Source organism: Pseudomonas sp. TREG-RG-20F-10-E-6-01 (genome assembly GCF_022662455.1).
In the GTDB taxonomy this organism is placed as follows: domain Bacteria; phylum Pseudomonadota; class Gammaproteobacteria; order Pseudomonadales; family Pseudomonadaceae; genus Aquipseudomonas.
This window is the reverse complement of sequence record NZ_JAKNQP010000003.1, coordinates 610,694-636,127: the sequence shown is the minus strand read 5'-3', so window position 1 is coordinate 636,127 and position 25,434 is coordinate 610,694. Positions and strand designations below refer to the sequence as shown.

The 25,434-nt window shown below is 61.9% G+C and carries 23 protein-coding genes; 14 read left to right on the top strand and 9 right to left on the bottom strand.

The window, feature by feature from the left end:
- The first annotated feature begins 31 nt into the window (after nt 1–31).
- Together macA and L8K08_RS13210 are read left to right on the top strand one after the other, a co-directional pair.
- On the top strand, nt 32–1,183 hold the full coding sequence (macA, locus tag L8K08_RS13215; protein ID WP_242197590.1) for a macrolide transporter subunit MacA: 1,152 nt from the start codon (nt 32–34) through the stop codon (nt 1,181–1,183).
- A gap of 3 nt (nt 1,184–1,186) precedes the next feature.
- On the top strand, nt 1,187–3,145 hold the full coding sequence (locus L8K08_RS13210; protein ID WP_106580317.1) for a MacB family efflux pump subunit: 1,959 nt from the start codon (nt 1,187–1,189) through the stop codon (nt 3,143–3,145).
- A 54-nt stretch (nt 3,146–3,199) separates the two neighbouring features.
- On the opposite strand, the gene L8K08_RS13205 is transcribed toward L8K08_RS13210, so the two are convergent.
- A complete protein-coding gene (locus L8K08_RS13205) occupies nt 3,200–3,877 on the bottom strand; it encodes a helix-turn-helix transcriptional regulator (protein WP_178119735.1) in 678 nt (225 codons plus the stop codon).
- Nucleotides 3,878–4,109: 232 nt separating this feature from the next.
- On the bottom strand, nt 4,110–5,357 hold the full coding sequence (locus L8K08_RS13200; RefSeq protein ID WP_242197587.1) for a methionine gamma-lyase: 1,248 nt from the start codon (nt 5,355–5,357) through the stop codon (nt 4,110–4,112).
- 123 nt (nt 5,358–5,480) lie between these two features.
- On the opposite strand from L8K08_RS13200, the gene L8K08_RS13195 reads away from it, so the two are divergent.
- Both L8K08_RS13195 and L8K08_RS13190 read left to right on the top strand, forming a co-directional pair.
- Entirely contained in the window at nt 5,481–5,951 is a 471-nt protein-coding gene (locus L8K08_RS13195; protein ID WP_145164653.1) for an Lrp/AsnC family transcriptional regulator, read from the top strand.
- Nucleotides 5,952–6,073: 122 nt separating this feature from the next.
- On the top strand, nt 6,074–6,511 hold the full coding sequence (locus tag L8K08_RS13190; protein WP_242197584.1) for a carboxymuconolactone decarboxylase family protein: 438 nt from the start codon (nt 6,074–6,076) through the stop codon (nt 6,509–6,511).
- Nucleotides 6,512–6,515: 4 nt separating this feature from the next.
- On the opposite strand, the gene L8K08_RS13185 is transcribed toward L8K08_RS13190, so the two are convergent.
- A complete protein-coding gene (locus tag L8K08_RS13185) occupies nt 6,516–7,286 on the bottom strand; it encodes a helix-turn-helix transcriptional regulator (protein WP_242197580.1) in 771 nt (256 codons plus the stop codon).
- A 97-nt stretch (nt 7,287–7,383) separates the two neighbouring features.
- Here L8K08_RS13185 and L8K08_RS13180 point away from each other — a divergent pair, with 97 nt between their 5' ends.
- Complete coding sequence (locus L8K08_RS13180) at nt 7,384–8,514, top strand: MFS transporter (RefSeq protein WP_242197577.1); 1,131 nt, start codon at nt 7,384–7,386, stop codon at nt 8,512–8,514.
- On the opposite strand, the gene L8K08_RS13175 is transcribed toward L8K08_RS13180, so the two are convergent.
- Both L8K08_RS13175 and L8K08_RS13170 read right to left on the bottom strand, forming a co-directional pair.
- On the bottom strand, nt 8,504–10,663 hold the full coding sequence (locus L8K08_RS13175; RefSeq protein ID WP_242197574.1) for a TonB-dependent siderophore receptor: 2,160 nt from the start codon (nt 10,661–10,663) through the stop codon (nt 8,504–8,506). The genes L8K08_RS13180 and L8K08_RS13175 overlap by 11 nt on opposite strands.
- Before the next feature lie 98 nt (nt 10,664–10,761).
- A complete protein-coding gene (locus L8K08_RS13170) occupies nt 10,762–11,658 on the bottom strand; it encodes a helix-turn-helix domain-containing protein (RefSeq protein WP_145164643.1) in 897 nt (298 codons plus the stop codon).
- Nucleotides 11,659–11,797: 139 nt separating this feature from the next.
- Between L8K08_RS13170 and L8K08_RS13165 the strand changes: the two genes are divergently transcribed.
- The 3 genes from L8K08_RS13165 to L8K08_RS13155 are packed head-to-tail and all read left to right on the top strand — an operon-like array spanning nt 11,798 to nt 15,560.
- Nucleotides 11,798–13,156 (top strand): glutamine synthetase family protein, encoded by a 1,359-nt coding sequence (locus L8K08_RS13165; protein WP_242197571.1) that lies wholly within the window; start codon nt 11,798–11,800, stop codon nt 13,154–13,156.
- 23 nt (nt 13,157–13,179) lie between these two features.
- Nucleotides 13,180–14,268, top strand: a complete 1,089-nt coding sequence (locus tag L8K08_RS13160) for a polyamine ABC transporter substrate-binding protein (RefSeq protein ID WP_145164639.1) — start codon at nt 13,180–13,182, stop codon at nt 14,266–14,268.
- Nucleotides 14,265–15,560: an FAD-binding oxidoreductase gene (locus L8K08_RS13155; RefSeq protein ID WP_242197568.1), complete on the top strand. Its 1,296-nt coding sequence runs from the start codon at nt 14,265–14,267 to the stop codon at nt 15,558–15,560. Before L8K08_RS13160 ends, L8K08_RS13155 begins: the two co-directional genes overlap by 4 nt.
- Before the next feature lie 118 nt (nt 15,561–15,678).
- Here the strand turns inward: L8K08_RS13155 and L8K08_RS13150 are convergent, their stop codons facing one another.
- Nucleotides 15,679–16,572: a LysR substrate-binding domain-containing protein gene (locus L8K08_RS13150; RefSeq protein WP_242197564.1), complete on the bottom strand. Its 894-nt coding sequence runs from the start codon at nt 16,570–16,572 to the stop codon at nt 15,679–15,681.
- 113 nt (nt 16,573–16,685) lie between these two features.
- Between L8K08_RS13150 and L8K08_RS13145 the strand changes: the two genes are divergently transcribed.
- Genes L8K08_RS13145 through L8K08_RS13135 form a run of 3 tightly spaced genes read left to right on the top strand, consistent with a single transcriptional unit; the run spans nt 16,686 to nt 18,944 of the window.
- A complete protein-coding gene (locus tag L8K08_RS13145) occupies nt 16,686–17,690 on the top strand; it encodes an aldo/keto reductase (RefSeq protein ID WP_242197560.1) in 1,005 nt (334 codons plus the stop codon).
- A 16-nt stretch (nt 17,691–17,706) separates the two neighbouring features.
- Nucleotides 17,707–18,504 carry an SDR family oxidoreductase gene (locus L8K08_RS13140; protein WP_242197557.1) on the top strand — a complete coding sequence of 266 codons (798 nt, stop codon included), beginning with the start codon at nt 17,707–17,709 and terminating at the stop codon, nt 18,502–18,504.
- 29 nt (nt 18,505–18,533) lie between these two features.
- Nucleotides 18,534–18,944 carry an SRPBCC family protein gene (locus tag L8K08_RS13135; RefSeq protein ID WP_242197552.1) on the top strand — a complete coding sequence of 137 codons (411 nt, stop codon included), beginning with the start codon at nt 18,534–18,536 and terminating at the stop codon, nt 18,942–18,944.
- A gap of 126 nt (nt 18,945–19,070) precedes the next feature.
- On the opposite strand, the gene L8K08_RS13130 is transcribed toward L8K08_RS13135, so the two are convergent.
- Both L8K08_RS13130 and L8K08_RS13125 read right to left on the bottom strand, forming a co-directional pair.
- Nucleotides 19,071–20,465 (bottom strand): HAMP domain-containing sensor histidine kinase, encoded by a 1,395-nt coding sequence (locus tag L8K08_RS13130; protein ID WP_242197549.1) that lies wholly within the window; start codon nt 20,463–20,465, stop codon nt 19,071–19,073.
- Nucleotides 20,443–21,126: a response regulator transcription factor gene (locus tag L8K08_RS13125; RefSeq protein ID WP_003219726.1), complete on the bottom strand. Its 684-nt coding sequence runs from the start codon at nt 21,124–21,126 to the stop codon at nt 20,443–20,445. The genes L8K08_RS13130 and L8K08_RS13125 overlap by 23 nt, the downstream gene beginning before the upstream one ends.
- 323 nt (nt 21,127–21,449) lie before the next feature.
- Between L8K08_RS13125 and L8K08_RS13120 the strand changes: the two genes are divergently transcribed.
- The gene (locus L8K08_RS13120) at nt 21,450–22,355 is read left to right on the top strand and encodes a hypothetical protein (RefSeq protein WP_242197546.1); all 906 of its coding nucleotides are present in this window, start codon (nt 21,450–21,452) and stop codon (nt 22,353–22,355) included.
- Between the two features lie 102 nt (nt 22,356–22,457).
- Here the strand turns inward: L8K08_RS13120 and L8K08_RS13115 are convergent, their stop codons facing one another.
- Nucleotides 22,458–23,669 (bottom strand): multidrug effflux MFS transporter, encoded by a 1,212-nt coding sequence (locus tag L8K08_RS13115; protein ID WP_242197543.1) that lies wholly within the window; start codon nt 23,667–23,669, stop codon nt 22,458–22,460.
- Between the two features lie 92 nt (nt 23,670–23,761).
- Here L8K08_RS13115 and L8K08_RS13110 point away from each other — a divergent pair, with 92 nt between their 5' ends.
- Both L8K08_RS13110 and L8K08_RS13105 read left to right on the top strand, forming a co-directional pair.
- Nucleotides 23,762–25,183 carry a PLP-dependent aminotransferase family protein gene (locus L8K08_RS13110; protein WP_242197540.1) on the top strand — a complete coding sequence of 474 codons (1,422 nt, stop codon included), beginning with the start codon at nt 23,762–23,764 and terminating at the stop codon, nt 25,181–25,183.
- Between the two features lie 46 nt (nt 25,184–25,229).
- Nucleotides 25,230–25,430 (top strand): hypothetical protein, encoded by a 201-nt coding sequence (locus L8K08_RS13105; protein ID WP_242197538.1) that lies wholly within the window; start codon nt 25,230–25,232, stop codon nt 25,428–25,430.
- Nucleotides 25,431–25,434: the final 4 nt, after the last annotated feature.

Here is a 25,434-nt window from a genome sequence, read left to right as displayed (position 1 = left end):
TCAGACCCTCTTCATCTTTTTATGGTCATTTATGGATAAGTCAACGTTTCGCAAACTCGGAATGCTCGCGGTATTGGCGGTTGCCATCGGCCTTGTCGTGTATACGGTGCAAGCGCCCGCCGACACGCCGCAATACCTCACCGCCACGGCTGAACGGGGTGATATTGAAAATGCCGTGTTGGCCACGGGCGTGCTCGAAGGCATCAAACAGGTTGACGTCGGCGCCCAGGTTTCGGGGCAGTTGAAGTCGCTCAAGGTCAAGGTCGGTGACAAGGTCAAAAAAGGCCAATGGCTCGCCGAAATCGACCCGCTGATCCTGCAAAACACCTTGCGCAAAGCCCAGGTCGATGAAGAGAACCTGCAGGCCCAGCGCCGCGCCACGGCGGCGCAGCTCAAGCAGGCCAAGTCTGTCTACGAGCGCTACAAAGGCTTGCAGATCGACGAGTCGGTGTCGCGTCAGGATTTTGAAGACGCGCAATCCACCTTCCAGGTGCAGCAAGCCAACCTGCTGTCCCTGGATGCGCAGATCAAGAGTGCGCACATCCAGATCGACACCGCCAAGGTCAACCTGGCCTATACCCGCATCGTCGCGCCCATCGACGGGGATGTGGTCGGCATCGTCACCCAGGAAGGCCAGACCGTGATCGCCAACCAGCTGGCGCCGGTGCTGCTCAAGCTGGCGGACCTGGACACCATGACCGTCAAGGCCCAGGTGTCCGAGGCGGATGTGATCCACATCAGCCCCGGCCAGCAGGTGTATTTCACCATCCTCGGCGAGGCCGACAAGCGCTACTACGCCAAGCTGCGCGGGACCGAGCCGGCGCCGCAGAACTTCCTCGAAACACAGACCGCCGGCACGCCCAAGCAAAACACCGCGGTGTTCTACAACGCGCTGTTCGACGTGCCCAACCCTGACCATCGCCTGCGCATCGCCATGACCGCTCAGGTGCGTATCGTGCTCGACACCGCCCAGGCCGCGCTGATGGTGCCGGTGGCGGCACTCGGCTCGCGCAACGCCGATGGCAGCTACCCGCTGCGTGTGCTGGATGCCAAGGGCAAAGCCGTGTCGCGGGATGTGAAGACCGGGATCAACAACAACGTCAAAGTGCAGATTCTGGACGGCCTGGTGGAGGGCGATAAGGTCGTGATCGGTGACGCAACGCCTGTTGTGGCGGGGAACTGACGCATGACCCAGCCACTGTTGGAACTCAAGGGCATCACTCGCAGTTTCATGGCCGGCGAGCGCGAATTCATCGCGCTCAAGGGCATCGACTTGACCATCCATGCCGGAGAAATGGTCGCGATCATCGGCGCCTCGGGCTCGGGTAAATCCACCCTGATGAACATCCTCGGCGGCCTGGACTACGCCACCGCCGGCAGCTACAAAATCAATGGCATCGAAACCCGCTCGCTCGGCGATGAGCAACTGGCGGAACTGCGCCGCGATTACTTCGGTTTTATCTTCCAGCGCTATCATTTGCTCGCGCACCTGAGCGCCTTGCACAACGTGGAAATGCCGGCGATCTACGCCGGCACGCCAGAGACGCAACGCCACAGCCGCGCCCGGGATTTGCTCACCCGCCTGGGCCTGGCGGGGCACACCAGCCACCGGCCGAGCCAGCTTTCCGGCGGCCAGCAACAGCGCGTGAGTATTGCCCGCGCGTTGATGAACGGCGGTGAAGTGATTCTGGCCGACGAACCCACCGGCGCCCTCGACACCCACAGCGGCAAGGAGGTGATGCGCATCCTTGCCGAGCTGCACGCCGCCGGGCACACAGTGATTATCGTCACCCACGACCCCAAGGTGGCCGCCAATGCCCAGCGTATTGTCGAGGTGTGTGACGGCGAGATTGTCAGCGACAAGGCCAACGACAGCGTTGGCCTGGAGGTGCCCGCCGAGGCGCCCATCGAAACCCGGCGCAGCGGCGCACGGCGCCTGGTGGCGAGCCTGGGGTTGTTCAAGGAAGCATTCAACATGGCCTGGGTCGCGTTGATTTCCCATCGCATGCGCACCCTGCTGACGATGCTCGGGATTGTCATCGGCATCACCTCGGTGGTGTCGATCTCGGCCATCGGTGAGGGCGCCAAGCGTTATGTGCTTAAAGACATCCAGGCGATCGGCAGCAACACCATCGACATCTTTTCCGGCACCAGTTTTGGTGACAGCCGCGCATCCGCCATCGAAACATTGATGCCCTCGGACGTGGAGGCGTTGAACCAGCTGTATTACGTCGACAGCGCCACGCCGGTGGTGGGCCGTAACCTGCTGCTGCGCTTTGGCAATATCGACCTGGATGCGCAGGTCAATGGCGTCAGCGACCGCTACTTCAAAGTGAAGGGGTTGAAGCTGGAAGCCGGGATTGCCTTCAGCGAGAGTGACGCGCGGCGCCAGGCCCAGGTGGTGGTGATCGACCACAACACCCGACATCGCTTGTTCGGACCGAATGTGGACCCGTTGGGCCAGGTGATCCTGGTCGGCAATCTGCCGTGTACGGTGATTGGTGTAACGGCCGACAACAAAAACATGTTCGCCGCCAGCAAGGCGCTCAACGTGTGGGTGCCTTATGAGACGGCGGCGGGGCGTCTGTTGGGCCAGCGCCATCTGGACAGCATCACCGTGCGCATCAAGGACGGCCAGCCGAGCAAAGTGGTGGAAGAAAACGTCAATAAACTCATGCTGCAACGTCACGGCACCAAGGATTTTTTCACCAATAACCTCGACAGCATCATGCAAACGGTGCAGAAAACCAGCCGCTCGCTGGCGCTGCTGTTGTCGCTGATCGCGGTGATTTCGTTGCTGGTCGGCGGTATCGGGGTGATGAACATCATGCTGGTGTCGGTGACCGAGCGCACGCGCGAGATTGGTATTCGCATGGCCGTGGGCGCGCGGCAGTCGGACATCCGCCAGCAGTTTCTGGTGGAAGCGGTGATGGTGTGTTTGATCGGCGGGATGATCGGGATCTCGTTGTCCTTTGCGATCGGCTATCTGTTTTCGTTGTTTGTGAAGGAATGGGAAATGGTGTTTTCCCTCGGCTCGATCATTACCGCGTTTGCGTGTTCGACCCTGATCGGCATTGTGTTTGGCTTTGTACCGGCCAGGAATGCGGCGCGGCTGGACCCGATTGAGGCGTTGGCCAGGGACTGACGGCAACTATCAGATGTGGGCGCTGGCAAGCCAGCGCCCACAGGTTTTGGTGATTCAGAGGGCTGTGAGCGTGCCTTCCTCGGTTGCGTACATCCACCGCAACAACGAATGCCGCCCGCTGATGCCCAGCTTGATCGCCGCGCGCTTGAGGTAGCTCTCGATGGTATTGACCTTGAGTGCCAGTTGCTCTGCCAATTGTGGTGCAGTGCGCCCGGCCAGCAGGCCGACACACACTTCGAGTTCGCGGTTGGAAAGCGTCAGGCCCGATTGCACCAGGCGTTCTTCAATGCGCCGGCGCAGGGTTTCGATGCCCTGGTTTTCCGGCATCACCGGTTCGCTGGTCGGGCGGCAAGGCTGGATCGCAGTGATGTGTTTTTCGACCATGGGCAGCAGCAGCGTGGAGAAGTCCTGCAGCATGCTGCGTTCCTGCGGCGAAAAACTCTCTGACTGGTGCGAGCGGTACACCGACAGTACATAGCGCACATCGTCCCTGCGGCGCGTGAGGTGCAGCTGGGCGGCGGGCTGTTCTTCACCCAATGCGGCTACCGAATCGGTGTAGACCGGGCTGATCCTGCGGCGGGTGTGGCCTTCGGCACTGACCCGCAATTGCGTGATATGGGTGGCGTCCACTGCCAGTTGGGTCAGGATGAGGTCATGCAGCATGCGTGGGAAATGGCGACTGCCGGTGCTGGCGATGACCTTGCCTATATGTGGGAACAGGTGTGAGTTCATCAATTCGTCCATGAGTTTCCAGTGCAGGTATTCAGCCTTATCGCGACGGGATTTAATAAGGTAACCAGGGTGAATAACCTGCAGTGATAATGCACCCGTCGAGCACCTATGCTAGTACAGCCTGACGAAAGCATGGGGATCCAATCTGGAAAAAATCAGATTAAAAACGCATAACGGTGGTCAGACCAGTCCGACCACCGTTTGTAGGAAAGCGTTACTGGGTGCCTAAGGCTTATTTCACGCTGTGCTCTTCTACCAGGACACGGCGGGGTGGCACGGTGCGGGTGCACTTGGCCAGGGCTTGATGGATATCCTCCAGCAGGTCGGCGATGTCCTCCAACCCGACCGATAAACGCACCAGGCCTTCGCTGATGCCGTGTTGCGCACGTTCTTCGGGCGTGTAGGTGGAATGGGTCATGCTGGCCGGGTGCTGGGCCAGTGATTCGGCATCTCCCAGGCTGACCGCACGGGTGAATAGGTTGAGGGCGTTCATGAAGCGGCGCCCGCTCGCAATGCCGCCCTTGAGTTCAAAGGCGATCATGCCGCCGGACTGCTTCATCTGCCGCGCCGCCAATTCGTATTGTGGGAAAGAGCGCAACCCGGGGTAGGTCACCCACTGCACGGCCGGGTGTGCCTGCAGCGCTTCGGCCACCGCCAGGGCATTGCTGCAATGGCGGTCCATGCGCAGGGCCAATGTCTTGAGGCCGCGCATCAGCAACGACGCATCCTGCGGTGACATCACCGCGCCGGTCAGGTCCTTGAGCCCTTGCAGGCGAATGCGTTGCGCCAGGGCCTGGTTGCTCACGGCGATGCCGGCGGTGATATCGCCATGGCCACTGAGGTATTTGGTCGCCGAGTGCACCACCACGTCGGCGCCCAGTTCCAGAGGCCGTTGCAGGTAGGGCGTGCAGTAGGTGTTATCGACCACCACGGTAACGTTGGGCTGCTGGTGGGCAAGCGCGGCGACCGCCGAAATGTCCACCAGGCGCAGGTTGGGGTTGGCCGGCGTCTCGCAGTAGATCATGCGGGTCGCGGGGGAAAGCGCCGCACGCAAGGCGGCCAGATCGGTCAGGTCGACGTGGCGCACCTTGATGCCGAATTCGCCGATGCCATGGTGCAGCAGGGCGAAGGTGCAGCCGTAGAGGGTCTGGCTGACTATTACCTCATCGCCCGGACGCAGCAGGGTCCAGAACGTCGCGGCAATCGCGCCCATGCCGGAGCTGAACGCCACGGCGGCCTCGCCGTTTTCCAGGGTGGCCATGCGCGATTCCAGCAGCGCGAGGGTCGGGTTGGAGATACGCGTATAGAAGTGGCCGCTGGCTTCTCCGGCAAAACAGGCAGCGCCGTATTCAGCCGTGGGGAACGCAAACGTGGCAGACAGATAGATCGGCGGCACCAGGGCGCCGTGGTGGTCCTTGGGGTCATAGCCGTGGTGGATGGCGCGAGTGGAAAAGCCGAATGCATTGTGTTTATTGTTCATGCCGGACGCTCCTTATTTCCTACGATGCTATGCTCATAACCAAAGATGAACGTTGCAAAATTTGCTGGAAATGCCCGGGTTAAGGGTCGAAACGTCGATAAAAACAATGAATAGAGGCACATCATGCCCGTGAGTCTGGATCGCACCGATAAAGCACTGTTAAACGCGCTGCAAGGCAATGCCCGGCTGACGGTGGCCGAGCTGGCTGACCGCGTGGCCCTGACCACCTCACCGTGTTGGCGCAGGGTGCGCAGCCTGGAAGAGAGCGGGGTGATCAGCGGCTACCAGGCGATCCTGTCGCCCAAGGCGCTGGGGTATGGGGTGACCGCGTTTGTGAGCATCATGATGGAAAGTCATACCCAGGACATTGCGCGCGCCTTTGAGCAGCGGTTGTTGGAAATTCCCGAGATCGTGGCGTGCCATAACGTGTCCGGGCGCTATGACTTCTTGCTTGAGGTGGTGGCCAAGGACCTCGAGTCGTTCGGGGAATTTGCGCGCGAAGTGTTGCAAACACTGCCCTGCGTCAAGGAGATCTATTCGAGTTTTTCGTACAAGTCGGTCAGGCGGCTGCGGGTGATTCCGTTGCCGGGTTGATCGTTTTACCTTCCCGCACGGGCGCCACATTGGCCACCCAATCTTCCCCGCAATTGGATATTTCTCCAGGCACTCACGGTGACTACTCTGGCCATCAATCCCCACCGTTCTGGAGTATCACCATGCAAGCCCGTACCGATTTCTACACCGCTTCGCCGGACGCCATGAAAGCCATGCTCGCCCTGGAAGCCGCTGTCGGCAAACTGTCCCTCGAACTCCCATTGCTGGAACTGGTGCGCCTGCGCGTCTCGCAAATCAACGGCTGCGCCTTCTGCCTCGACATGCACACCGCCGACGCCCGCAAGGGCGGTGAAACCGAGCGCCGCCTGTACACCCTGTCGGCCTGGCGTGAAACGCCGTTTTTCACCCCGCGTGAGCGTGCCGCCCTGGCCTGGGCCGAAAGCCTCACCCTGCTCAGCCAGACCCACGCCGCAGACGAAGACTACAACGCGCTGGCCGCCGAGTTCAGCGCCCAGGAACAGGTCGATTTGAGCGTGGCCATCGCCACTATCAACAGCTGGAACCGCCTGGCCGTGGGCTTTCGCAAGATGCCCAAGTAAGCCTTCAGCTTGATTTGAAATACCCGCGTGGCGTGGTGCCGGTCATGCCCTTGAAAAAGGCGATCAACGCACTGTCACTGGCAAAGCCCAGCGCGAACGCGCAGTAGCCCAGGCTGCGCCCGGTGGCGAGCAGTTCGATGACCCGCATCAAGCGCCACTGCTGGCGCCATTGCTGATACCCCAGGCCGGTTTCCCGCAGGAAAATCCGGCCGATGGTCTTGGTGCTGGCGCCAATCTGTTTTTCCAGCGCTTGCAGCGTTGGCGGCAACCTGTCGAGATCGGCCAGCAACGGGGCCAGGCGCTTGTCGTGCGGCAAGGGCAGGAGCATCGGTTGCTCGACGGCCTGCTGGATTTCATCCAGGCACAACCCCAATAGATGGGCATGCCGGCCGGCGTGCCAATCGGTCTCGAACGGCGCCATTGCCATGGGTTCCAGCACCGCCCGCAGCAAGGCGCTGACTTCGATGACTCGCACCTGTTTGGGCAACTGATCAGCCAATGCCGCGCTCAGGTAGACCGAACGGTAATCCACGGTTTTGTGCATCACCGCGCGGTGGGGCACACCGCAGGGGATCCATGCCGCGCGGGAGGGCGGCAGCAGGCACAGTTGGTTGTCCAAAGTGATGCGGGTGCAGCCCTGTTGGGTAAACAACAGTTGCCCACGCTGGTGCCGATGCAGGCCGGAGTCATGGTCGCCAAGCAGTGCGGCGATGCCGATGACCGGCGCCGGCAGGCGGTCGGGGTCGAAAGACGCGTCGGCGGCAAGCCAGGCCATAGGTTGTCCGATTTGATCGATAAAATGGCGAAGTTTGGATAATACCCCAGTTGCCGGTCCTTAAACTCCTGGCGTTGTTTATACCAAGGAGTCGTCAATGAACGTTCAAAACCTGTTGGTGCTGACTGTGGCGTTGCTGATGTTTCTGCAATTGGCCCAGACCCTTTACAGCCCTGCCCTGGGTGATATCGGCGAAGCGTTTGCGGTTGGGCCCGAACGGGCAGGGCAGACCCTGTCGGTGTATTTCCTGGCGTTCGCATTCGGGGTCGTGGTGTGGGGCCGGCTGTGTGATCGCTGGGGGCGGCGGCCGGTGATGTTGGCCGGATTGGCTCTGTATGTGGCGGCGTCGGTGCTGGCCTTGAGTGTGACCACGTTCAATGCCTTGTTAGTGGCCCAGGCGCTGGCGGCGTTTGGTGCGGCGGTCGCCTCGGTGGTGACGCAGACGGTGCTGCGCGATCGCTTCCACGGTGCGCAGTTGGCCCAGGTGTTTTCGATAATGGGCATCGCCCTGGCTGCGAGTCCTGCGCTGGGTTTGTTCAGTGGCGCGACGCTGGTGGCGTACTTCGGTTATCGCGGCATGCTGGCCGGGTTGCTGCTGGCGGCGCTGAGTTTGTGGGGCTGGTGCCTGTGGGCCTTGCCCGAGACGCGTCCTGCCTCAGTGTCGACGGCGTCGCTGCCCGAAACGCTGGGCCTGATGCTCAGGGACGCAGGCATTTGGCGCTCGGTCGGCCTGGTGGCGGCGTTCAATATTGCGCTGTTCGGCTATTACAGCGTGGGGCCGTTTATCTTCGCGCGGCTGGGTTTGTCCGCTGCCGAGTTCGGCTACAGCGGCGTGCTGCTGGCGCTGGGTTCGGGGCTTGGGGCGTGGCTGAACAAGCGGTTGCTAAGGCGTGGCATGAACGGTGAGCAGTTGGTGCTGAGCGCCGCTGGCGTAGCGGCACTGGGGGGCTTGCTCGTCGTGCTGCTGCAAGACAGCTGGCTTTTTGTATGGCCGATGCTGTTGGTGGTGCTGGCATTCGGCATGGCAATCCCGAATGTGCTGGGTGCCGCGCTGGTGCGCTATCCCGACCGGCTTGGCACGGCCGCCGCAGTGTTCGGCTTGCTGTATTACTTGATGATCGGCGCCGGGCTTGGGCTGGTGGCCTGGGCCCAGAACCTGGGCTGGAGCCTGTTGATCTGTGGCGTGGCGGCGCTGTGTCTGGCAGCGCCGCGGGTGTTTAGAAGTTGACCGAAGCACTCAGGCGCGCCGTCAGCGGCGCGCCCTGGAACAGGTAGTCATCGCCCATGTATTCGCCGGCGTCGCGCCAGTAACGTTTGTCGAACAGGTTGTCGACGCTCAGGCGAAACACGGTTTCATAGCCCTCGACTTTGGTGGTGTAGCGGCTGCCGACATTGACCACTGCATAATCCCCCACTTCAACATTGCCGGTGCGGTTGGCGTATTTCCTGGCGCTGTATTGCACACCGCCGAGCAGCGCCAGACCGTTCACCCACGGCAACGCGTAGTCGGCGTACACGCTGGCGCGCAGCGTGGGCACGTTGATCGCCTGATGACCTTCGTATTCCGGCGTGCCGCTGTTGCTCACGCGCGCGCGAATCGCCGCCACGCTGGTTGCGATTTGCAGGCGGTCGGTGGCCCAGCCGTTGGCGGAGAGTTCCAGGCCGGTATTTTTCTGTTGGCCTTGTTGCACGTAGGTGAACTTGCCATCTTCCGGTTTGGCGTACTGATAGGCCTGATGCGTCTGGAATACGGCGGCGGCGAAGCTAATTCGGCGCCAGTCGTATTTCACGCCGGCTTCGATTTGCCGTGACACGGTTGGAGCCAGAGTTTCGTCGGCGTTTTCAGCGAACCAAGGCGCCGTGCCGCCCAGCGACAGGCCTTTGCTGTAGCTGGTGTACAGCGAGATGTTTTCCACTGGTTTGTAAATCAACGAAGCTTGAGGAAGGAACACGTATTGCCGGGTGTGGCGAGCCTGGTTGCCATTATCGTCATAGGCTTTTTCATCCAGGCGCACTTCGCGGCCGCCAAGAATGGTTTGCCATTGCTCGTTGAAGCGAATGCGGTCGGTGACGAACAGCCCGTACTGGCGGCTGTCGAGGTTGCGGTGGCTGTCTTTCAGCGGTTCGTCGGTGGGCGCGAAGGTCGGTGCGTCTTCGTTGATATTGCCGCTGCCGATGTACGCGTTGACCGCTTCGCGCTTGTCGATCATTCGGCGAAACGCGCTGCTGCCCACAGTCAGCTCGTGGCCCAGGCCGCCGGTGTCGAACAGCCCGGTCATTGCAGCCTGCACTTCATCGTCACGGCGGGTATCGTCGGGGCTGCGATAGTCGTAGACGTCGTAGTTGCCTTCGGGGCTGAAATGGTTGGGCACGTTCGATGAACTACAGCTGGTCGAGCCATAACAGCCCCAGGCAAACGCGCTGTAGTCATCAATCACCACCTTGCTGCGCGCGGCGCTGATAGTGCCTTTCCACTGATCGCTGAAACGGTATTCGAACTTGCCGTTGAGGTTCAGCGAGTCGATGCCCACCTGTTTGGAACCGCTCTGGTGCCCCAGCAGTTTTTTCGGCGAGGCATCGTGGGGCACCTCGGTGCCGCCCAGCAACTGATAACCGGGCACCGAACGCTGTTGCCTGTTCTGGTATTCCGCATCCAGTTGCAGCACGGCGTCGGGGCTGATCGTCCAGTCGAACGCCAGGGACACGAAATCGCGCTGGCCATTGGCGTGCTCCACATAGCTGTTGAGGTCTTCATGGGCCACGTTGGCGCGCAGGCCAAATTGCTGCTCGCTGCCGAACCAGCCGCCGACATCGGTGGCGATGTAACCGCTGCCGCGATCGTCGGTGGACACCGTGACCGAGCGCACGTCCTGCGGGCGTTTGGTCACGTAGTTGATCACACCGCTGGGCTCGGCAATACCGCTCTGCACACCGGCCAGGCCCTTGAGCACTTCCACTTGCTGCTTGTTTTCGAGGGCTACGTTCTGCTCGCCGGTGATGGTACGCCCATTGATCTTGTAGCTGCTTGCCGCATTGAGCGAGAAGCCGCGCACCACGAAGTTTTCGTAATAGCCAATCGGTGCGTAGCTGTCGCCGACCGAGGCATCGTTGCGCAGCACTTCGCTGAGCAGGCGCGCTTGCTGGTCCTTGATCAGCGCGGCGTTGATCACTGTGATCGAGGCCGGGGTGTCCAGCAACGGCGCTTCATCGAAGCCGCCGACTGATGCGGTTTCACTGCGGTAGCCGGCCTCGTCCTGGCCCTGGACGTTCACCGCCGGCAGCTCTATTTCAGCCGCCAGGCTGCTACCGATGCCGCCGCTGAGCAGCAGGCCGAGGGCAAAACGTGAGTGAACGGCAGGACGAAAACGCAAAACCATGGGGGCAGGGCCTTAAAGCGCAGGACGGGGGGGCGCATAAGCTAGGGGGAAGTGCGAGGTTTTACAAGTTATCGCGAATGGTTCTGTCGTCCCGCCTTTCAGCTGGAGCGCTTCAGGGTTTCACTGGGCAGTTCCTTGAACAATGCGCGGTAGCTATTCGAAAACCGCCCCAAATGCCAGAACGACCAGTTCATCGCGACCTCGGCCACGGTGGTGTCGGCTGAGGTCAATAACTCGCGCCGCGCGCCGTTCAAGCGGCGCAGACGCAACCACTGCGCCGGGCTCATTCCGGTATAGGTCTTGAAGCCTTGCTGTAACTGGCGCAGCGGCACGCCGGCGATTTGCGCCAATTCCAGCAAGTTGACGGTTTCATCCGGCGCATCCGCTGCCCACTCGCCGATGCGCGCCATCAGCAGGCGTTCGTCGCTGCGTCGCTGCAATGAGCTGCGGTCCAGGCACACGCAGGCGTTGTCGAGGATGAACAGGCAATCGTCGAGCAACTGCTGGGTGAGGGCGTCGCGGCTGATCGGGTCGAGTGTGGCGGACAACCGCGTCAGGGTGCCGCTGAGCCAACGAGTGAACAGCGCGTTCTGCTGACAGGTCAGCGGCGCCATGAACAGGCCTTCAAGTCGGGCCACATCCAGGCCCTGGCGCTGCACGAACTGCGGGCCGAACACCACGGCCACTTCGCGGTAGTTTTCCGGGGTGATCCAGGTGTTGCGGCTTTCGCCATTGAGCAGGTACAGCGCGTTGTCGCTGCCATCGAAACAGAACGCCAATGCGCCGGGCGGCGCGTTGAAGTTCTGCTCCACGCGCGTGTTCATGCACTCTTCGTACACCTGCACGCCTTGCAGGTCGAGGTAACGGATCTGCCCGGCAAAATGTCCTGGGGACATCTGCTGGTACTGCTGCACCCAACCGGGTGTCGCACTGCATTGAGCGGCCACATCACCGGTGGTGAAAGCCTGTACGCGCAAAGCTGTTGCCTGTGTCATGGGTAACCTGGGCGCACTCTATTGGTGCGTTGTGGTTGGTGCAAAGTGGATAGATGCCGGCGTGCGGCGGCATCAAGATAGACCTCAATGCGCCGCGAGTACAAGCAGGCGCATGCATCCAACCCATGACGAGGTCCTTATGAACGCCCCCTTCGATCAGCTGTCCGCCTGGCTGAAAGAACACAAGATTACCGAAGTCGAATGCGTGATCAGTGATTTGACTGGCATCGCACGCGGCAAGATTGCGCCCACCAACAAGTTCCTGCATGAGCGAGGCATGCGCCTGCCGGAAAGTGTGTTGCTGCAAACGGTGACCGGGGACTTCGTCGACGACGATATCTACTACGACCTGCTCGACCCGGCCGACATCGACATGATCTGCCGCCCGGTGTCCAACGCCACGTACGTGGTGCCGTGGGCTATCGAGCCCACCGCGATTGTGATCCACGACACCTATGACAAGCAGGGCAACCCGATTGAGCTGTCGCCGCGCAACGTGCTGAAAAAGGTGCTGCAACTGTACACCGAGCAAGGCTGGCAGCCGATTGTGGCGCCGGAAATGGAGTTCTACCTGACCCAGCGCTGCGAAGACCCGGACCTGCCGTTGAAAACCCCGGTGGGTCGCTCCGGTCGCGCCGAAACCGGCCGCCAGTCATTTTCCATCGACGCCGCCAACGAATTCGATCCGCTGTTCGAAGACGTCTACGACTGGTGCGAGCTGCAGGGCCTGGACCTCGACACGCTGATCCACGAAGACGGCCCGGCGCAGATGGAAATCAACTTCCGCCACGGCGATGCCCTGCACCTGGCCGACCAGATCACCGTGTTCAAACGCACGCTGCGCGAAGCGGCGCTCAAGCACAACGTGGCCGCCACCTTCATGGCCAAGCCAGTGGCCGACGAGCCGGGCAGCGCCATGCACCTGCACCAGAGCGTGGTGGACATCGCCACCGGCAAACCGGTGTTTGTCGATGCCGACGGCAAGATGAGCCAGCTGTTCTTGCACCACATCGGCGGGTTGCAGAAGTACATCCCAAAGCTGCTGCCGATGTTCGCGCCGAACGTGAATTCGTTCCGCCGCTTCCTGCCGGACACCTCGGCGCCGGTGAATGTGGAGTGGGGCGAAGAAAACCGCACCGTCGGCCTGCGCGTGCCCACTTCCAGTCCCGACGCGATGCGCGTGGAGAACCGTTTGCCGGGCGCCGATGCCAACCCGTACCTGGCGATTGCCGCCAGCTTGTTGTGCGGCTACCTGGGCATGATCGAAAAGATCGAGCCCAGCGCCCCGGTGGAAGGCCGCGCCTACGAGCGCCGCAACCTGCGCCTGCCGTTCACCCTCGAAGACGCGCTGGCGCGGATGGAGGATTGCGACACGGTCAAGCAGTACCTGGGCGAGAAGTTCGTGCGCGGCTACGTGTCGGTCAAACGCGCCGAACATGAGAATTTCAAGCGGGTGATCAGTTCCTGGGAACGTGAGTTCCTGCTGTTGAGCGTCTAAAAAAACTCAAAAGGGGTGTCGATATGCGTCTTGTGAAAAAGCTTCTCCCGCTGGCCCTGGTGGCCGCGTTCAGCAGTGCCAGCCAAGCCGCGCCGACGGTCAGCGTCTATAACTGGACGGACTATATCGGTGAGACCACCTTGGCTGATTTCCAGGCCAAGACCGGGATCAAGGTGGTCTACGACGTGTTCGATTCCAACGAAACCCTGGAGGGCAAGTTGCTGGCGGGGCGCACCGGCTATGACGTGGTGGTGCCGTCCAACCACTTCCTGGCGCGCCAGGTGAAGGCCGGCGCGTTCCTCAAGCTCGACCGCTCGCAGCTGCCCAACTTCAAGAACCTCGACCCCAAACTGCTCAAGCTGCTGGAGAAAAACGACCCGGGCAACGCGCACTCAGTGCCGTACCTGTGGGGCACCAATGGCATCGGCTACAACGTCGACAAGGTCAAGCAGGTGCTGGGCATCGACCACATCGATTCGTGGGCGGTGCTGTTCGAACCCGAGAACATCAAAAAGCTGCACGAGTGCGGCGTGGCTTTCCTCGATTCGGCGGACGAGCTGTTCCCGGCGATCCTCAATTACATGGGCAAGGACCCGCGCAGCGAGAACCCCGAGGACTACAAACAGGCCGAAGCCAAGCTGCTGACCCTGCGGCCGTACATCACGTATTTCCATTCCTCCAAGTACATCTCGGATCTAGCCAACGGCGATATCTGCGTGGCCTTCGGGTATTCCGGCGACGTGTTCCAGGCCGCCAACCGCGCCAAGGAAGCCAAGAACGGCGTGAATATCGCCTATTCGATTCCCAAGGAAGGCTCCAACCTGTGGTTTGACCTGCTGGCCATCCCTGCCGACGCGAGCAACCCGAAAGAGGCCCATGCCTTTATCAACTATTTGCTCGACCCCGAAGTGATCGCCAAGGTCAGTGCCTCGGTCGGCTACGCCAATGCCAACCCCGCCGCCAAGCCGTTCATGGCGCCGGAACTGGTGAACAACCCTGAGGTGTACCCGCCCCAGGAAGTGCTCGACAAACTCTACATTTCCACCACGCCGACTCCGGCGACCATGCGCCTGATGACCCGCGCCTGGAGCAAAGTGAAGACCAACAAATGATTTCATCCAGTGACCACGCCCGGTCCTATTACCGTGCTTCGGCCAATGCCATGCCTGAGCGTCCATCGCTGGGCACCGACCTGAGCGCCGATGTGTGCGTGATCGGCGGCGGTTTCACCGGGGTCAATACGGCCATTGAACTGGCTCAGCGCGGGCTCTCGGTGATTCTGCTGGAGGCCCGGCGCATCGGCTGGGGCGCCAGCGGGCGCAATGGCGGGCAGTTGATTCGCGGCATCGGCCATGACGTGTCGGGGTTCGCCAAGTACGTGGGCGAGGAGGGCGTGCGTTACCTGGAGCGAGCCGGGATTGATTCGGTGGCGCTGGTGGGCGAGCGCATTCGTCAGTACAGCATTGACTGCGATCTGCGCTGGGGCTTTTGCGAACTGGCCAATACCAGCGCGCAATTCGCTGCGTTCAAGGGCGAGCAGCAGGGCCTGGCGGCGCTTGGGTATGCCCATGAGACTCGGCTGGTCGAACCGCAGGACATGCAGCAGGTGGTCGGTTCGACGGTCTATGCCGGTGGCTTGGTGGACATGGGCTCTGGGCACCTGCACCCGCTGAACTTGGTACTCGGCGAGGCGCAGGTGGCCGAGTCGCTGGGGGTGCGGATTTTCGAGCGCACCCAGGTGCTCGAACTGATCCACGGCGACACCGTGCAAGTGCGCTGCGCCGCTGGCACGGTACGCGCCGCCCATCTAGTGCTGGCGTGCAATGCACACCTGGATGAACTGGAACCGCGCTTGAGCGGCAAGGTGCTGCCGGCGGGCAGCTACATCATCGCCACCGAGCCGTTGTCCGAGGCTATCGCCAAGCAATTGATCCCGCAAAACCTGGCGCTGTGTGACCAGAAAGTCGGGCTGGATTACTACCGGCTTTCCGCAGACCGGCGTCTGTTGTTCGGCGGTGCGTGCCATTACTCCGGGCGTGATCCGGTGGACATCGCCGCGTACATGCAACCCAAGCTGCTCAAGGTATTCCCGCAGTTGGCGAACACCGCCATCGAGTTCCAGTGGGGCGGCAAGATCGGCATCACCGCCAACCGTTTTCCGCAAGTCGGGAGGCTCAAGCAATACCCGAATGTGTTCTATGCCCAGGGCTATTCCGGACATGGGCTGAACGTGACCCACTGGTGCGCAAAGCTTTTGGCCGAAGCCATTCATGCCGGCCATAGCCAGGGCCTGGACATTTTCAGCCAGGTGCCGCACATGACGTTTCCGGGCGGCAAGGCCTTGCGCTCACCGCTGCTGGCGCTGGGGATGTTGTGGTTCCGGCTGCGGGAGAGGGTGAGCTGATGCGCCGCGATTCAAATGTCGGAGCGGGCTTGCTCGCGAAAGCGCAGTGTCAGTTGGCTTGTTCGGTACTGACTCACCGCATTCGCGAGCAAGCCCGCTCCCACCTGTTTGATCTCCATCAGCCTTCGGGTTCGGTGAGCACTTTGCGGAAGGTTTCCACCAGCGGGCGCAGATTGATCCGATGCCACGCCGCCCACAACGGTGTGGTGTAGGTCAGCCACGGCAGCTCACGCAGCACCACGCCGGGCGGGGCATTGCGGCTCAAGCCTTTTTGCACCATCGCCACGCCCAAGCTCGAGGCCACCAGGCCCAACGCGGTGAACGGTTCGCTGGCTTCCATCGGGATTTGCGGGGTAAACCCGGCCCGGATGCAGGCCGCGACAAAGTCATCAGCCGGGTGGGCGCCGGCTTTGCGTTGCACGCCAATCCATTCCTGATCGGCCAGGTGTTCGGGCAGCAGTTCGTTGTGTTTGGCCAACGGATGATGCTCAGGCAGGGCCAGCAGCATGGGGTCGTCCAGCACTTGCAGCGCGGTCAGGTCCGGGTCATCGGCGGCCGGTGGTTCGCTGACCAGGGCGATATCCAGGCTGCGCTGGCGCAGGCCTTCGAGCTGTTCGAGCGACGGCAAGTTGTACAGCTTGATGTGCACGGTGGGGCGGTCGTCTCTCAACACGCGCAAGGCGTTGGGCAGCACGCCGGCATGCATCGCGTTTTCGATATAGCCGATGCACAGGCCGCCTTCTTCACCGCGACCCAGGCGTTTGCCCAGGGACTCCAGGCGATTGGCGTGGGTCAGCAGCGCCTTGGTTTCGGCCAGAAACGTCTGGCCGTCGCGCGTCAGGCGGATGCGCTGCTGGCTGCGTTCGAACAGGGTCAGGCCCAAACGCTCTTCGAGCTGGGCGATCTGCCGGCTCAAGGGCGACTGGGAGATGTGCAAACGCTCGGCGGCGCGGCCGACGTGTTCTTCTTCGGCAACGACTTCGAAGTAGCGCAGTTGGCGCAGATCAATCATGTAAGACCTCGCAGGACTCAAGTTGGTCGCAGTATGTCTTGGACGGTCCGATCTACGCAATCTAGGATCGGCTCAACGGTCACAGCGACCCTGAACCCTATTGAGGAACCACCATGAGCTTGAAAGACAAACTGCCCGGCCAACTGGGCTTTGGCACTGCACCGCTGGGCAACATGTTCCGCGCCATTCCCGAAGACGAAGCCCAGGCCACCGTCGAAGCCGCCTGGAACAGCGGCGTGCGTTACTTCGACACCGCGCCGTTCTACGGCTCGGGGTTGTCGGAAATCCGTCTGGGCCAAGCCTTGTCGCAGTACAACCGCGATGACTTTGTGCTCAGCACCAAAGTCGGCCGCGTGATTCTCGACGAAGTCGAAGAAAGCGCCCGCGACCTCGGCGAAAAAAGCGGTGTGTTCGAATATGGCCGCCCGAACAAGATGCTCAACGACTACAGCGCCGACGCCACGCTGCGCTCTATCGAAGACAGCCTGAAGCGCCTGCAAACCGACCGTCTGGACATCGTGTGGATTCACGACATCGCCCAGGATTTCTACGGCGACCAGTGGCTGGACTACTTCAACCAGGCCCGCACCGGCGCCTTCAAAGTGCTGACCCGTCTGCGTGAAGAAGGCGTGATCAAGGCCTGGGGCCTGGGCGTGAACCGCGTCGAGCCGTGCGAACTGACGCTGGACCTGACCGAAGCGCAGCCCGACGGTTTCCTGCTCGCCGGCCGCTACACCCTGCTGGACCACGAGCGTGCCCTGCAACGCCTGATGGATGCCGCGCTGGCGCAGAACGTCGAAATCGTCGTCGGTGGGCCTTACAGCTCGGGCATCCTGGCGGGCGGTGCGCACTTCGAATACCAGAAGGCCAGCCCGGCGATTATCAGCAAGGTCGAGCAGATCAAGGCGATTGCCCAGGCGTTTGGCGTGAGCGTGAAAGCCGCAGCGCTGCAGTTCTCCCTGGCCCACCCGGCGGTGGCTGCCGTGATTCCGGGTGCCAGTCGTCCGGGGCGGATTGCCGAAGACGTCGCGGCGTTGTCAGAGAAGATTCCGGCAGCCTTCTGGCAGGCCTTGCGCGACGCACAGTTGATGTCGGCCAGCGCACCGCTGCCACGCTAACTTCAGGAGTTCTCAGATGAAAATCGATGTAAGCGGCAAAGTAGCGATTGTCAGCGGCAGCACTGCCGGGATCGGCCTGGGCATCAGCCAGGCCCTGGCGCAATCCGGCGCCACTGTGGTGGTGATCGGGCGGGAAGCGGGCAAGGTTGACGACGCCCTGGCGAGCATTCGTCAGGCAGTGCCGGGCGCGGATCTGCGCGGGCTGGTGGCGGACCTCGGCACAGCGCAAGGCGCAGAGAAACTCTTTGCGGCCGAACCGCGCGCCGACATCCTGGTCAACAACCTGGGCATCTTCAACGATGTGGATTTCTTCGACGCACCAGACAGCGAATGGACGCGCTTCTACGAGGTCAATGTGATCTCCGGCGTGCGCCTGGCGCGGCATTATGTGCCGGGCATGGTTGAGCAGGGCTGGGGGCGGGTGATCTTTCTGTCTTCGGAGTCCGGGGTGGCAACGCCAGCGGACATGATCAACTACGGCGTGACCAAAAGTGCCAACCTGGCGGTCTCCCATGGTTTGGCGAAGCGTCTGGCCGGCACCGGTGTGACGGTCAATGCGGTGCTGCCGGGGCCGACCTTTACCGACGGCCTGGAGCAGATGCTCAAAGACGCCACCGCCAAGTCCGGGCGCAGTGCGCGGGAAGAGGCGGACGTGTTTGTGCGCAATGCGCGGCCCACGTCGATCATCCAGCGCGCGGCAAATGTGGATGAAGTGGCCAACCTGGTGGCGTACATTGCTTCACCCTTGTCTGCTGCAACCACGGGCGCCGCATTGCGCGTCGACGGTGGTGTTGTCGACAGCATGGCGATCTGAACTCTTGTAATTTTTTTGGAGTATTTATTGTGGCGACAGCTTCTTCGGTGATTGAGGTTCCGGTTTCGGCTGATCAGGTCTGGCAATTGATTGGCGGCTTTAACGCGCTGCCCGATTGGCTGGCGTTTATCGTCAAAAGCGAGGCGAGCGACGGCGGGCGTGTGCGTCACTTGCAAACCGCGGACGGCGGTGTGGTGGTCGAGCGCTTGCAGAGCTTTGATAACGTGGCGCGCACTTACAGCTACACCATCGAGCAATCGCCGTTTCCGGTGAGTGCTTACCTGGCGACGTTGCAGGTTGAGGCGTTGACCGATGCGTCGGCGAAAGTGACGTGGTCCGGCGTGTTCACCCCGGCGGCGGGGACCACGGATGCGGCGGTGGAGGAGTTGTTCGCCGGCGTGTACAGCGGCGGGCTTGAGGCGCTGCGCGCCAACTTCTAACAGGCGAAGCACGCCTGATGTGGGAGCGGGCTTGCTCGCGAAAGCGGTGGGTCAGTCAATGCTTGCGGTGACTGACACTCTGCATTCGCGAGCAAGCCCGCTCCCACATTTTTACCGAGGTGATTTTCAGGCTTCAGGCATCAATTGCTGCCGACACTCCAGCAGCAGGCATGCGCCCCCGCATCGGCTGTTGCCGACTTCCAACTTGAACCCATGCAGGTTGATGATCGCCGCGACAATCGACAAGCCCAACCCGAACCCGCCTTGCTGGTCGCTTTCATCCACGCGATAGAAGCGCTGGAACACCGCGTCGCGCTCCGCAGCGGGAATGCCCGGGCCTGAGTCGTGCACTTCGATCCGCGTGCTGCCGGCATCATTGACGCCACGCAGGATCACTTCACCGTTGGGTGGCGAGAACTTGATCGAGTTGCTCAACAGGTTGGCCAAGGCTTCGAACAACAGTGCGCGGTCGCCGGTAATCCACGGCAGCGAGTCGGGCACTTCGAGGCGCAGCTGCAATTCGCCTTCTTCTGCCAGGGGCAGGTAAAAGTCATGCAGTTCGCGCAACAGCGGCAGCGGGTCCATCACCAGGAAACCCGAACGGCGCTGGTGGTCTTCCAGCTCCGAGATGCGCAACAGCCCGCGAAAGCGCGCCATCAGCGTATCGGTTTCGGCAATCGCATCGTCCAGTTTCACCGCGTAGACGGAGTTTTCCTCTGCCTCTTGTTTGATGCGGTAGAGCTGCGCGCGCAAGCGCGTCAGCGGCGTGCGCAGGTCGTGGGCGATGTTGTCGCACACACCCTTGACCTCGTTCATCAGCTTCTCAATGCGGTCGAGCATGGCGTTGACGATGGCGGCGAGCATGTCCAGTTCGTCGCGTCGGTCAGACAACGGCAGGCGGTGCGTCAGGTCACCGGCGACGATGGCCTCGGCACTGGCCTGAATCCCGCGAATGCGCCGCAGCGGGCGACGGCGTAACAAATGCCAACCGGCAGCACCGGGAATAATCGTCAGGGAGAGTGCCCACAGCAGCGCATGCCAGATGATCCGGGTCACGCCAAACAGCGAACCGTTGGCGCGCACCAATACCAGCCAGCGGCCGTCTTCGGTGTGGGTGGCCACCGCATCGCAGCTGTCCTTGGGCAGTTTCGGGTCGTCAGAGTCGACACAGTTGGCCAGGGCGTGAATCTTGCCGTCCAGCGGCAGGTCCGGTGGCACTGCGCGGATCGGCCCGCTCAAGGGGCGAAATTGCTCATCGAACAGGCCGTAGGCGTCCACGCCTTTCATGTCAAAGGTCATGCTGGTGGTCAGGGCTTCCACCAGTTCTTCACCGTCGAAGCGTTGAAACAGGTGCTGACGCTGCATCAGCGAGTGACGCGACAGGTCACCCAGGTAACCCGACACCTCGTAATACAGCACCCCCATGAGGATGCAGCTCCAGGCGACGAACAGCGAACTGTAAAGCGCCAGCAGGCGGCTGCTGGAGGAGCGCCAGCCTTTAGAGGGGTTCAGCAATGACATAACCGGAACCTCGTACCGTGCGGATCAGCGGCGTGAGGCCCGGCGGGTCGATTTTTTTGCGCAGGCGACCGATGTGCACGTCGATCAGGTTGGTGCCCGGGTCGAAGTGATAACCCCAGACTTCTTCGAAGATCATCATGCGCGACAGGATCTGCCCGGTGTTGCGCATCAGGAATTCGAGCAGTTTGTATTCGGTGGGCAGCAGGCTCAGCGGCTGTTCGGCGCGGCTGGCTTCGCGGCTGATCAGGTTGAGTTCGAGGTCGGCAACGCGCAGGGCGGTTTCGAACTCCTTGACCGTGCTTTTGCGCCGCAGCAGCACTTCAACGCGGGCGGCCATTTCGTCGGACGCAAACGGCTTGGTCAGGTAGTCATCGCCGCCGGCCCGCAGGCCGCGTACCCGCTCGTCAACATCGGAAAGGGCGCTGATCATCAGGATCGGCGTCGACACGCCAATGGTGCGCAGGGTCGTGACGATGGCCAGGCCATCGAGTTCCGGCAGCATACGGTCGAGGGTGATCAGATCGTAATCACCACTAACAGCGCGGACCAGGCCTTCACGGCCGTTGTCCACCCAATCTACATCCAGTCCATGGCTACTCAGCTCGGCGACGATCTCGCGGGCTGTAACGGCGTCATCCTCGATGGTCAAAATACGGGTCATAGGATTACCTGGTGAGCGATTCACACTAGAAGTGGGGGCATTTTGCCAAGAAATGCCTGAACGCTTCCTAAATTAAACTTCATCTTGGCAAAACTGACACAACTTTCATGCCGGCCAGCGTCCACACGGGCCGTGGGCGTTGGGGGATTGCATAAAGCACGCTGTTTTCGATCATTTCTTGCAACTTGCATGGTTTAAGTTAGTTCAATTTTTGTATCTTGTTGAAATATAAGGGATTTATTTTTTCGCTCGGCTGGCATGGTGCCTGCACTGTCCCTTTTGAGAGTTGTAACACTATTTTTCCTGCCGGGAGCAAAACAACAATGATCACATCGTCATCCACGCTGCAAGAATCGAGCTCGCACTCTGGGGTTTCCTGGGGGGCAATTTTCGCCGGGGCCGCTGCGGCGGCCGCACTGTCGCTGATCCTCGTGCTGCTGGGCTTCGGCCTGGGCTTTTCGGCGGTGTCGCCGTGGGCCGACAGCGGTATCAGCGCCAAAGGGCTTGGCATTTCCACGATTGTCTGGCTGGCGTTCACCCAGATCGTCGCATCGGGCCTGGGCGGCTACATTGCCGGCCGCTTGCGTGTGAAGTGGGCCAACATGCACGGTGACGAAGTGTACTTTCGCGACACCGCCCACGGTTTCCTTGCTTGGGCAGTCGCTACGCTGGTGACCGCAGTGCTGGTCGTCGGCTCGGTGAGCAGTGTGGTCAGCGGCGGCGTTAAAGCCGGCGCCGGTGTCGCTTCGAGCGCCGCCAGTGGCCTGACTCAGGCAGCCGGCAGTGCAGCCAAAGGCGCCACCAGCGGCGACTTTGACTACTACGTCGACAGCCTGTTTCGCGATGATCGCCCAGCCGCGGTCAGCGATGACGCCGTGCATGGCGTTGTAGCGCGCATCTTCACTCGCACCCTGAGCAACGACGGCCAACTGGCCCCTGAAGACCGTACCTACCTGGCTCAGTTGATCAGCCAGCGCACCAACCTCAGCCAGGCTGACGCCGAAGCGCGGATCGACAAGGTGTACGGCGATGCCCGTAAAGCCATCGAAGACGCCAAGGTCAAAGCCAAGCAAGCTGCTGACACTGCCGCCAAAGTGGCTGCCTACACCTCGCTGTGGACCTTCATTGCGCTGTTGATCGGTGCCTTCTTTGCCAGTTTCGCTGCCACCTTCGGCGGTCGTCGTCGTGACGCCGTGGTGTACGTCGAAACTGAAAACTACGTTCGTTAATCAAGGAGAACAACATGCGCTCATTACTGCTTTGGTTCCTCGGTGTGCCTATCCCGCTCATCATTCTGATCGCGATCTTCATGCACTGATCCTGATCGCGCTTCACCCAAGCCGCGCCTGACCCACAGGCGCGGCTTTTTGTTGCAAGGCCCGCCAACCTGCGACCAGCAATGCGCTGGCCACTGACGTCATGATCACCAGGGGTTGCGAGGTGCCGTCCGACAGCATCCCGGTGGCCCAACTGCTCACGGCCGTCAGGAACATCTGGATAAAGAAGAACAACCCCGACGCGGTCCCGGCAATCGCGCCGTAAGGCTGCAACACCGACAGCTGGCAGGCCGGAATCACCATCCCCACCGACACCATGATCACCACCATCGGCAGCACAATCGCCAGCCAGGCCTGGGGCAGGGCGACCGTGGCCCCGGCGAGCATCACGCAACCCAGCACATTCAAGGCGATGGCGGCACTGATCAACTGATCGGCTTCAACGCGCAGCACCAGTCGGCGGAACAGGTTGGCGCCGAGCATGTAGCCACTGATCGTCGCGGCAAACACCAGCGCGTAGGCCGAGGCCGACAAGTGAAAGCCGCGTTGCAGCAGAGCCGACGACTCGCTGATAAATGGGAAATACGTGCTGTACACGCAGCCGATTGCCAGGGAGTACCGCAGGAAATAACGGTCGCGCAACAGCTGGCCGTACAGGCGCAACAGGTTGCTCGGCGGCGCGGCGGCGACTTCCGGTGGACGGGTTTCCGGCAGCCGGCGAAGCACCACCAGGCACAGCGTCACGCCGATCACGGCCAATACGATAAACAGGCCGCGCCAATGGATGAACGGCAGCATCAGGCTGCCCAGCACCGGTGCGGCCATTGGCGAAATCGCCATGGCCATGGAGATCAGGCCAAGCAGGCGCGCCTGTTCATGACGGTCAAAGTAATCGCGCACGATCACCCGGCCGATGACCGTGGTGCAGCAACCGCCCAAGGCTTGAAACAGGCGGGCGACGATCAGCACACCAATGCTGTCGGCCAGCGCGCAGGCCACGGTGGCGACCGCGTACACCAACAGCCCGCTCAGCAGCACCGGGCGGCGCCCGAAGCGGTCGGTCAACGGGCCGCTGACCAGCAAGGAAATGGCCGAGCCCAGGGCGTACAGCGTGAGGGTCAGCTGCAACTGGCTGTCGCTGGCGTGGAAGTCGTCGGCCATGGCGGGCAGGGCTGGCAGGTGCATGTCCAGGGTGATACGTGGCAGGCCGATGAGTACGGTCAGCAGCACCAGCCAGAACCCGGAGGAGAGGGCGCGTTGCGTCATGGGAAGCTTCTTCGCAAGGAGTAGAGTTCGAACTCTAGCGGGTATGTGGTTTAATCCTCAGGGCCACTTGTGCCTCTTATGAATGGACCACTATGAGCCGAGGAAAAGCCGCCTCCCACCTGGACCTGCCGCGCCCCGATAGCCTGGACGCCGGCAAGCAGCAGGGCGCCTACGACGCACTGCGCGCCGCCATCCTGAATCGGCAATTGCCCGCCGGCAGCCGCTTGCCGTCTACCCGCAGCCTGGCCGAACGCTGGCTGGTGTCGCGCGGCACGCTTGAAGCGGCGTTCGAGCGCTTGCACAGTGAAGGTTACGTGCAGCGCGTGGCGGGTTCCGGCACGCGCGTCAGCGCGGTGATCCCCGAGCAATTCATTGCGGCGCCGGCGCCCAGCGCAAGTTCACGCCGCGCGGCCATACCGGATCAGCCCGACGCGGGTGTGCAAAGCCACGTCCCCTTTGTCGCGCGACGCCCGGACGCAAGCCTGTTCGACCTGAAAACCTGGGCGCGGTGCATCTCCCGAGGCTTGCTGTCTGCGGGGCCAGGCGTATTGGAGGCCGCCCACCCGGCCGGCTTGCCCGCGTTGCGTGAACAGATCGCCGACTACGTGCGCAGTTATCGCGGCATGCACTGCGAGGCGGACGAAATCGTTGTCACCACCGGCATTCGCCATGGCCTGGACCTGATCGCGCGCATGCTGCTCAAACCCGGTGACACCGCGTGCGTGGAAGACCCCGGTTACACACCGGCACGCCGCCTGTTCAGCCTGGCCGGTGCGCAGGTGGTGCCGGTCCCGGTGACAGCCGAAGGTCTTGATACCGCGCAACTCCCCGACACGGCGCGCCTGGCCTATGTGACACCGGCGCACCAGGCGCCGCTGGGCATGACCCTGTCGGTTTCACGCCGCCTGGCGCTGCTGGATTGGGCCGCCCGCGCCGACGCCTGGGTGGTCGAAGACGACTACGACAGCGAATACAACTACAACAGCGCGCCACTGGCGGCGCTCAAATCCCTGGATTCCGGCGACCGGGTGATCTACTGCGGCAGCTTCAACAAAAACCTGTTCCCGGGCCTGCGCGTGGGTTTCATGGTGGTGCCCAAGGCGTTGCGCCCCGCGTTGCTGCGCACCCTGCAACTCACCGGGCATTCGGTGGGCGCGACGGATCAGTCGGGGCTGGTGGAGTTTCTCGCCAGCGGCGCGTTTGTGCGGCACCTGCGGGCTTCGCGCCAGGCTTATCAGGCGCGTCGCGATGCGCTGCTCGCTTGTCTGCCGGATGAATGCCCGGTGAGCGGCCAGCAAGCCGGGTTGCACTTTGTGCTGTGGCTGCCAAGCGGTGTCGAGGAAAGCGAATTCTGCACCCGCGCCGCCGCGGCCGGGCTGACCTTGCAGCCACTGGGCAAGTTCTGCGTCGCGGCGAGCTTGCCGCCGGCGGTGATCATCGGCTACACCGCGCTGACCCTGGCGCAGATTCGCTATCACGGCCGAGTGCTCACGCAATTATTAACGGCGGCTTAACCCGCGCCCCATGAGTCGTCTTCCTGCGTTTAATCCTGGTCATGCTGTGCTCTACCTGAAAAACGCCTGGGCTGAGCGCAAGGACGGTGACCTGCTGGCGGCCATCACCGAAGGCATGAGCCGCATCGCCGCGCCAATGATTGTCGTGGCCAGCGGGCTTGCTGTGGCAAGCAAGCTTGTTGTGGTGAGCCGGTCTGTCGTGGCGAGCGGGCTTGCCCCGCGTTGGGCTGCGAAGCAGCCCCAATAAGGCC

Coding starts and splice junctions, on each gene's coding strand:
- L8K08_RS13115 (WP_242197543.1), bottom strand. CDS start 23,669: ATGACGCAACGCGCCCTCTCCTCCGGGTTCTGGCTGGTGCTGCTGACC.
- macA (WP_242197590.1), top strand. CDS start 32: ATGGATAAGTCAACGTTTCGCAAACTCGGAATGCTCGCGGTATTGGCG.
- L8K08_RS13130 (WP_242197549.1), bottom strand. CDS start 20,465: ATGTCATTGCTGAACCCCTCTAAAGGCTGGCGCTCCTCCAGCAGCCGC.
- L8K08_RS13170 (WP_145164643.1), bottom strand. CDS start 11,658: ATGACACAGGCAACAGCTTTGCGCGTACAGGCTTTCACCACCGGTGAT.
- L8K08_RS13140 (WP_242197557.1), top strand. CDS start 17,707: ATGAAAATCGATGTAAGCGGCAAAGTAGCGATTGTCAGCGGCAGCACT.
- L8K08_RS13110 (WP_242197540.1), top strand. CDS start 23,762: ATGAGCCGAGGAAAAGCCGCCTCCCACCTGGACCTGCCGCGCCCCGAT.
- L8K08_RS13155 (WP_242197568.1), top strand. CDS start 14,265: ATGATTTCATCCAGTGACCACGCCCGGTCCTATTACCGTGCTTCGGCC.
- L8K08_RS13120 (WP_242197546.1), top strand. CDS start 21,450: ATGATCACATCGTCATCCACGCTGCAAGAATCGAGCTCGCACTCTGGG.
- L8K08_RS13210 (WP_106580317.1), top strand. CDS start 1,187: ATGACCCAGCCACTGTTGGAACTCAAGGGCATCACTCGCAGTTTCATG.
- L8K08_RS13205 (WP_178119735.1), bottom strand. CDS start 3,877: ATGAACTCACACCTGTTCCCACATATAGGCAAGGTCATCGCCAGCACC.
- L8K08_RS13180 (WP_242197577.1), top strand. CDS start 7,384: ATGAACGTTCAAAACCTGTTGGTGCTGACTGTGGCGTTGCTGATGTTT.
- L8K08_RS13200 (WP_242197587.1), bottom strand. CDS start 5,357: ATGAACAATAAACACAATGCATTCGGCTTTTCCACTCGCGCCATCCAC.
- L8K08_RS13125 (WP_003219726.1), bottom strand. CDS start 21,126: ATGACCCGTATTTTGACCATCGAGGATGACGCCGTTACAGCCCGCGAG.
- L8K08_RS13195 (WP_145164653.1), top strand. CDS start 5,481: ATGCCCGTGAGTCTGGATCGCACCGATAAAGCACTGTTAAACGCGCTG.
- L8K08_RS13150 (WP_242197564.1), bottom strand. CDS start 16,572: ATGATTGATCTGCGCCAACTGCGCTACTTCGAAGTCGTTGCCGAAGAA.
- L8K08_RS13175 (WP_242197574.1), bottom strand. CDS start 10,663: ATGGTTTTGCGTTTTCGTCCTGCCGTTCACTCACGTTTTGCCCTCGGC.
- L8K08_RS13165 (WP_242197571.1), top strand. CDS start 11,798: ATGAACGCCCCCTTCGATCAGCTGTCCGCCTGGCTGAAAGAACACAAG.
- L8K08_RS13145 (WP_242197560.1), top strand. CDS start 16,686: ATGAGCTTGAAAGACAAACTGCCCGGCCAACTGGGCTTTGGCACTGCA.
- L8K08_RS13160 (WP_145164639.1), top strand. CDS start 13,180: ATGCGTCTTGTGAAAAAGCTTCTCCCGCTGGCCCTGGTGGCCGCGTTC.
- L8K08_RS13185 (WP_242197580.1), bottom strand. CDS start 7,286: ATGGCCTGGCTTGCCGCCGACGCGTCTTTCGACCCCGACCGCCTGCCG.
- L8K08_RS13190 (WP_242197584.1), top strand. CDS start 6,074: ATGCAAGCCCGTACCGATTTCTACACCGCTTCGCCGGACGCCATGAAA.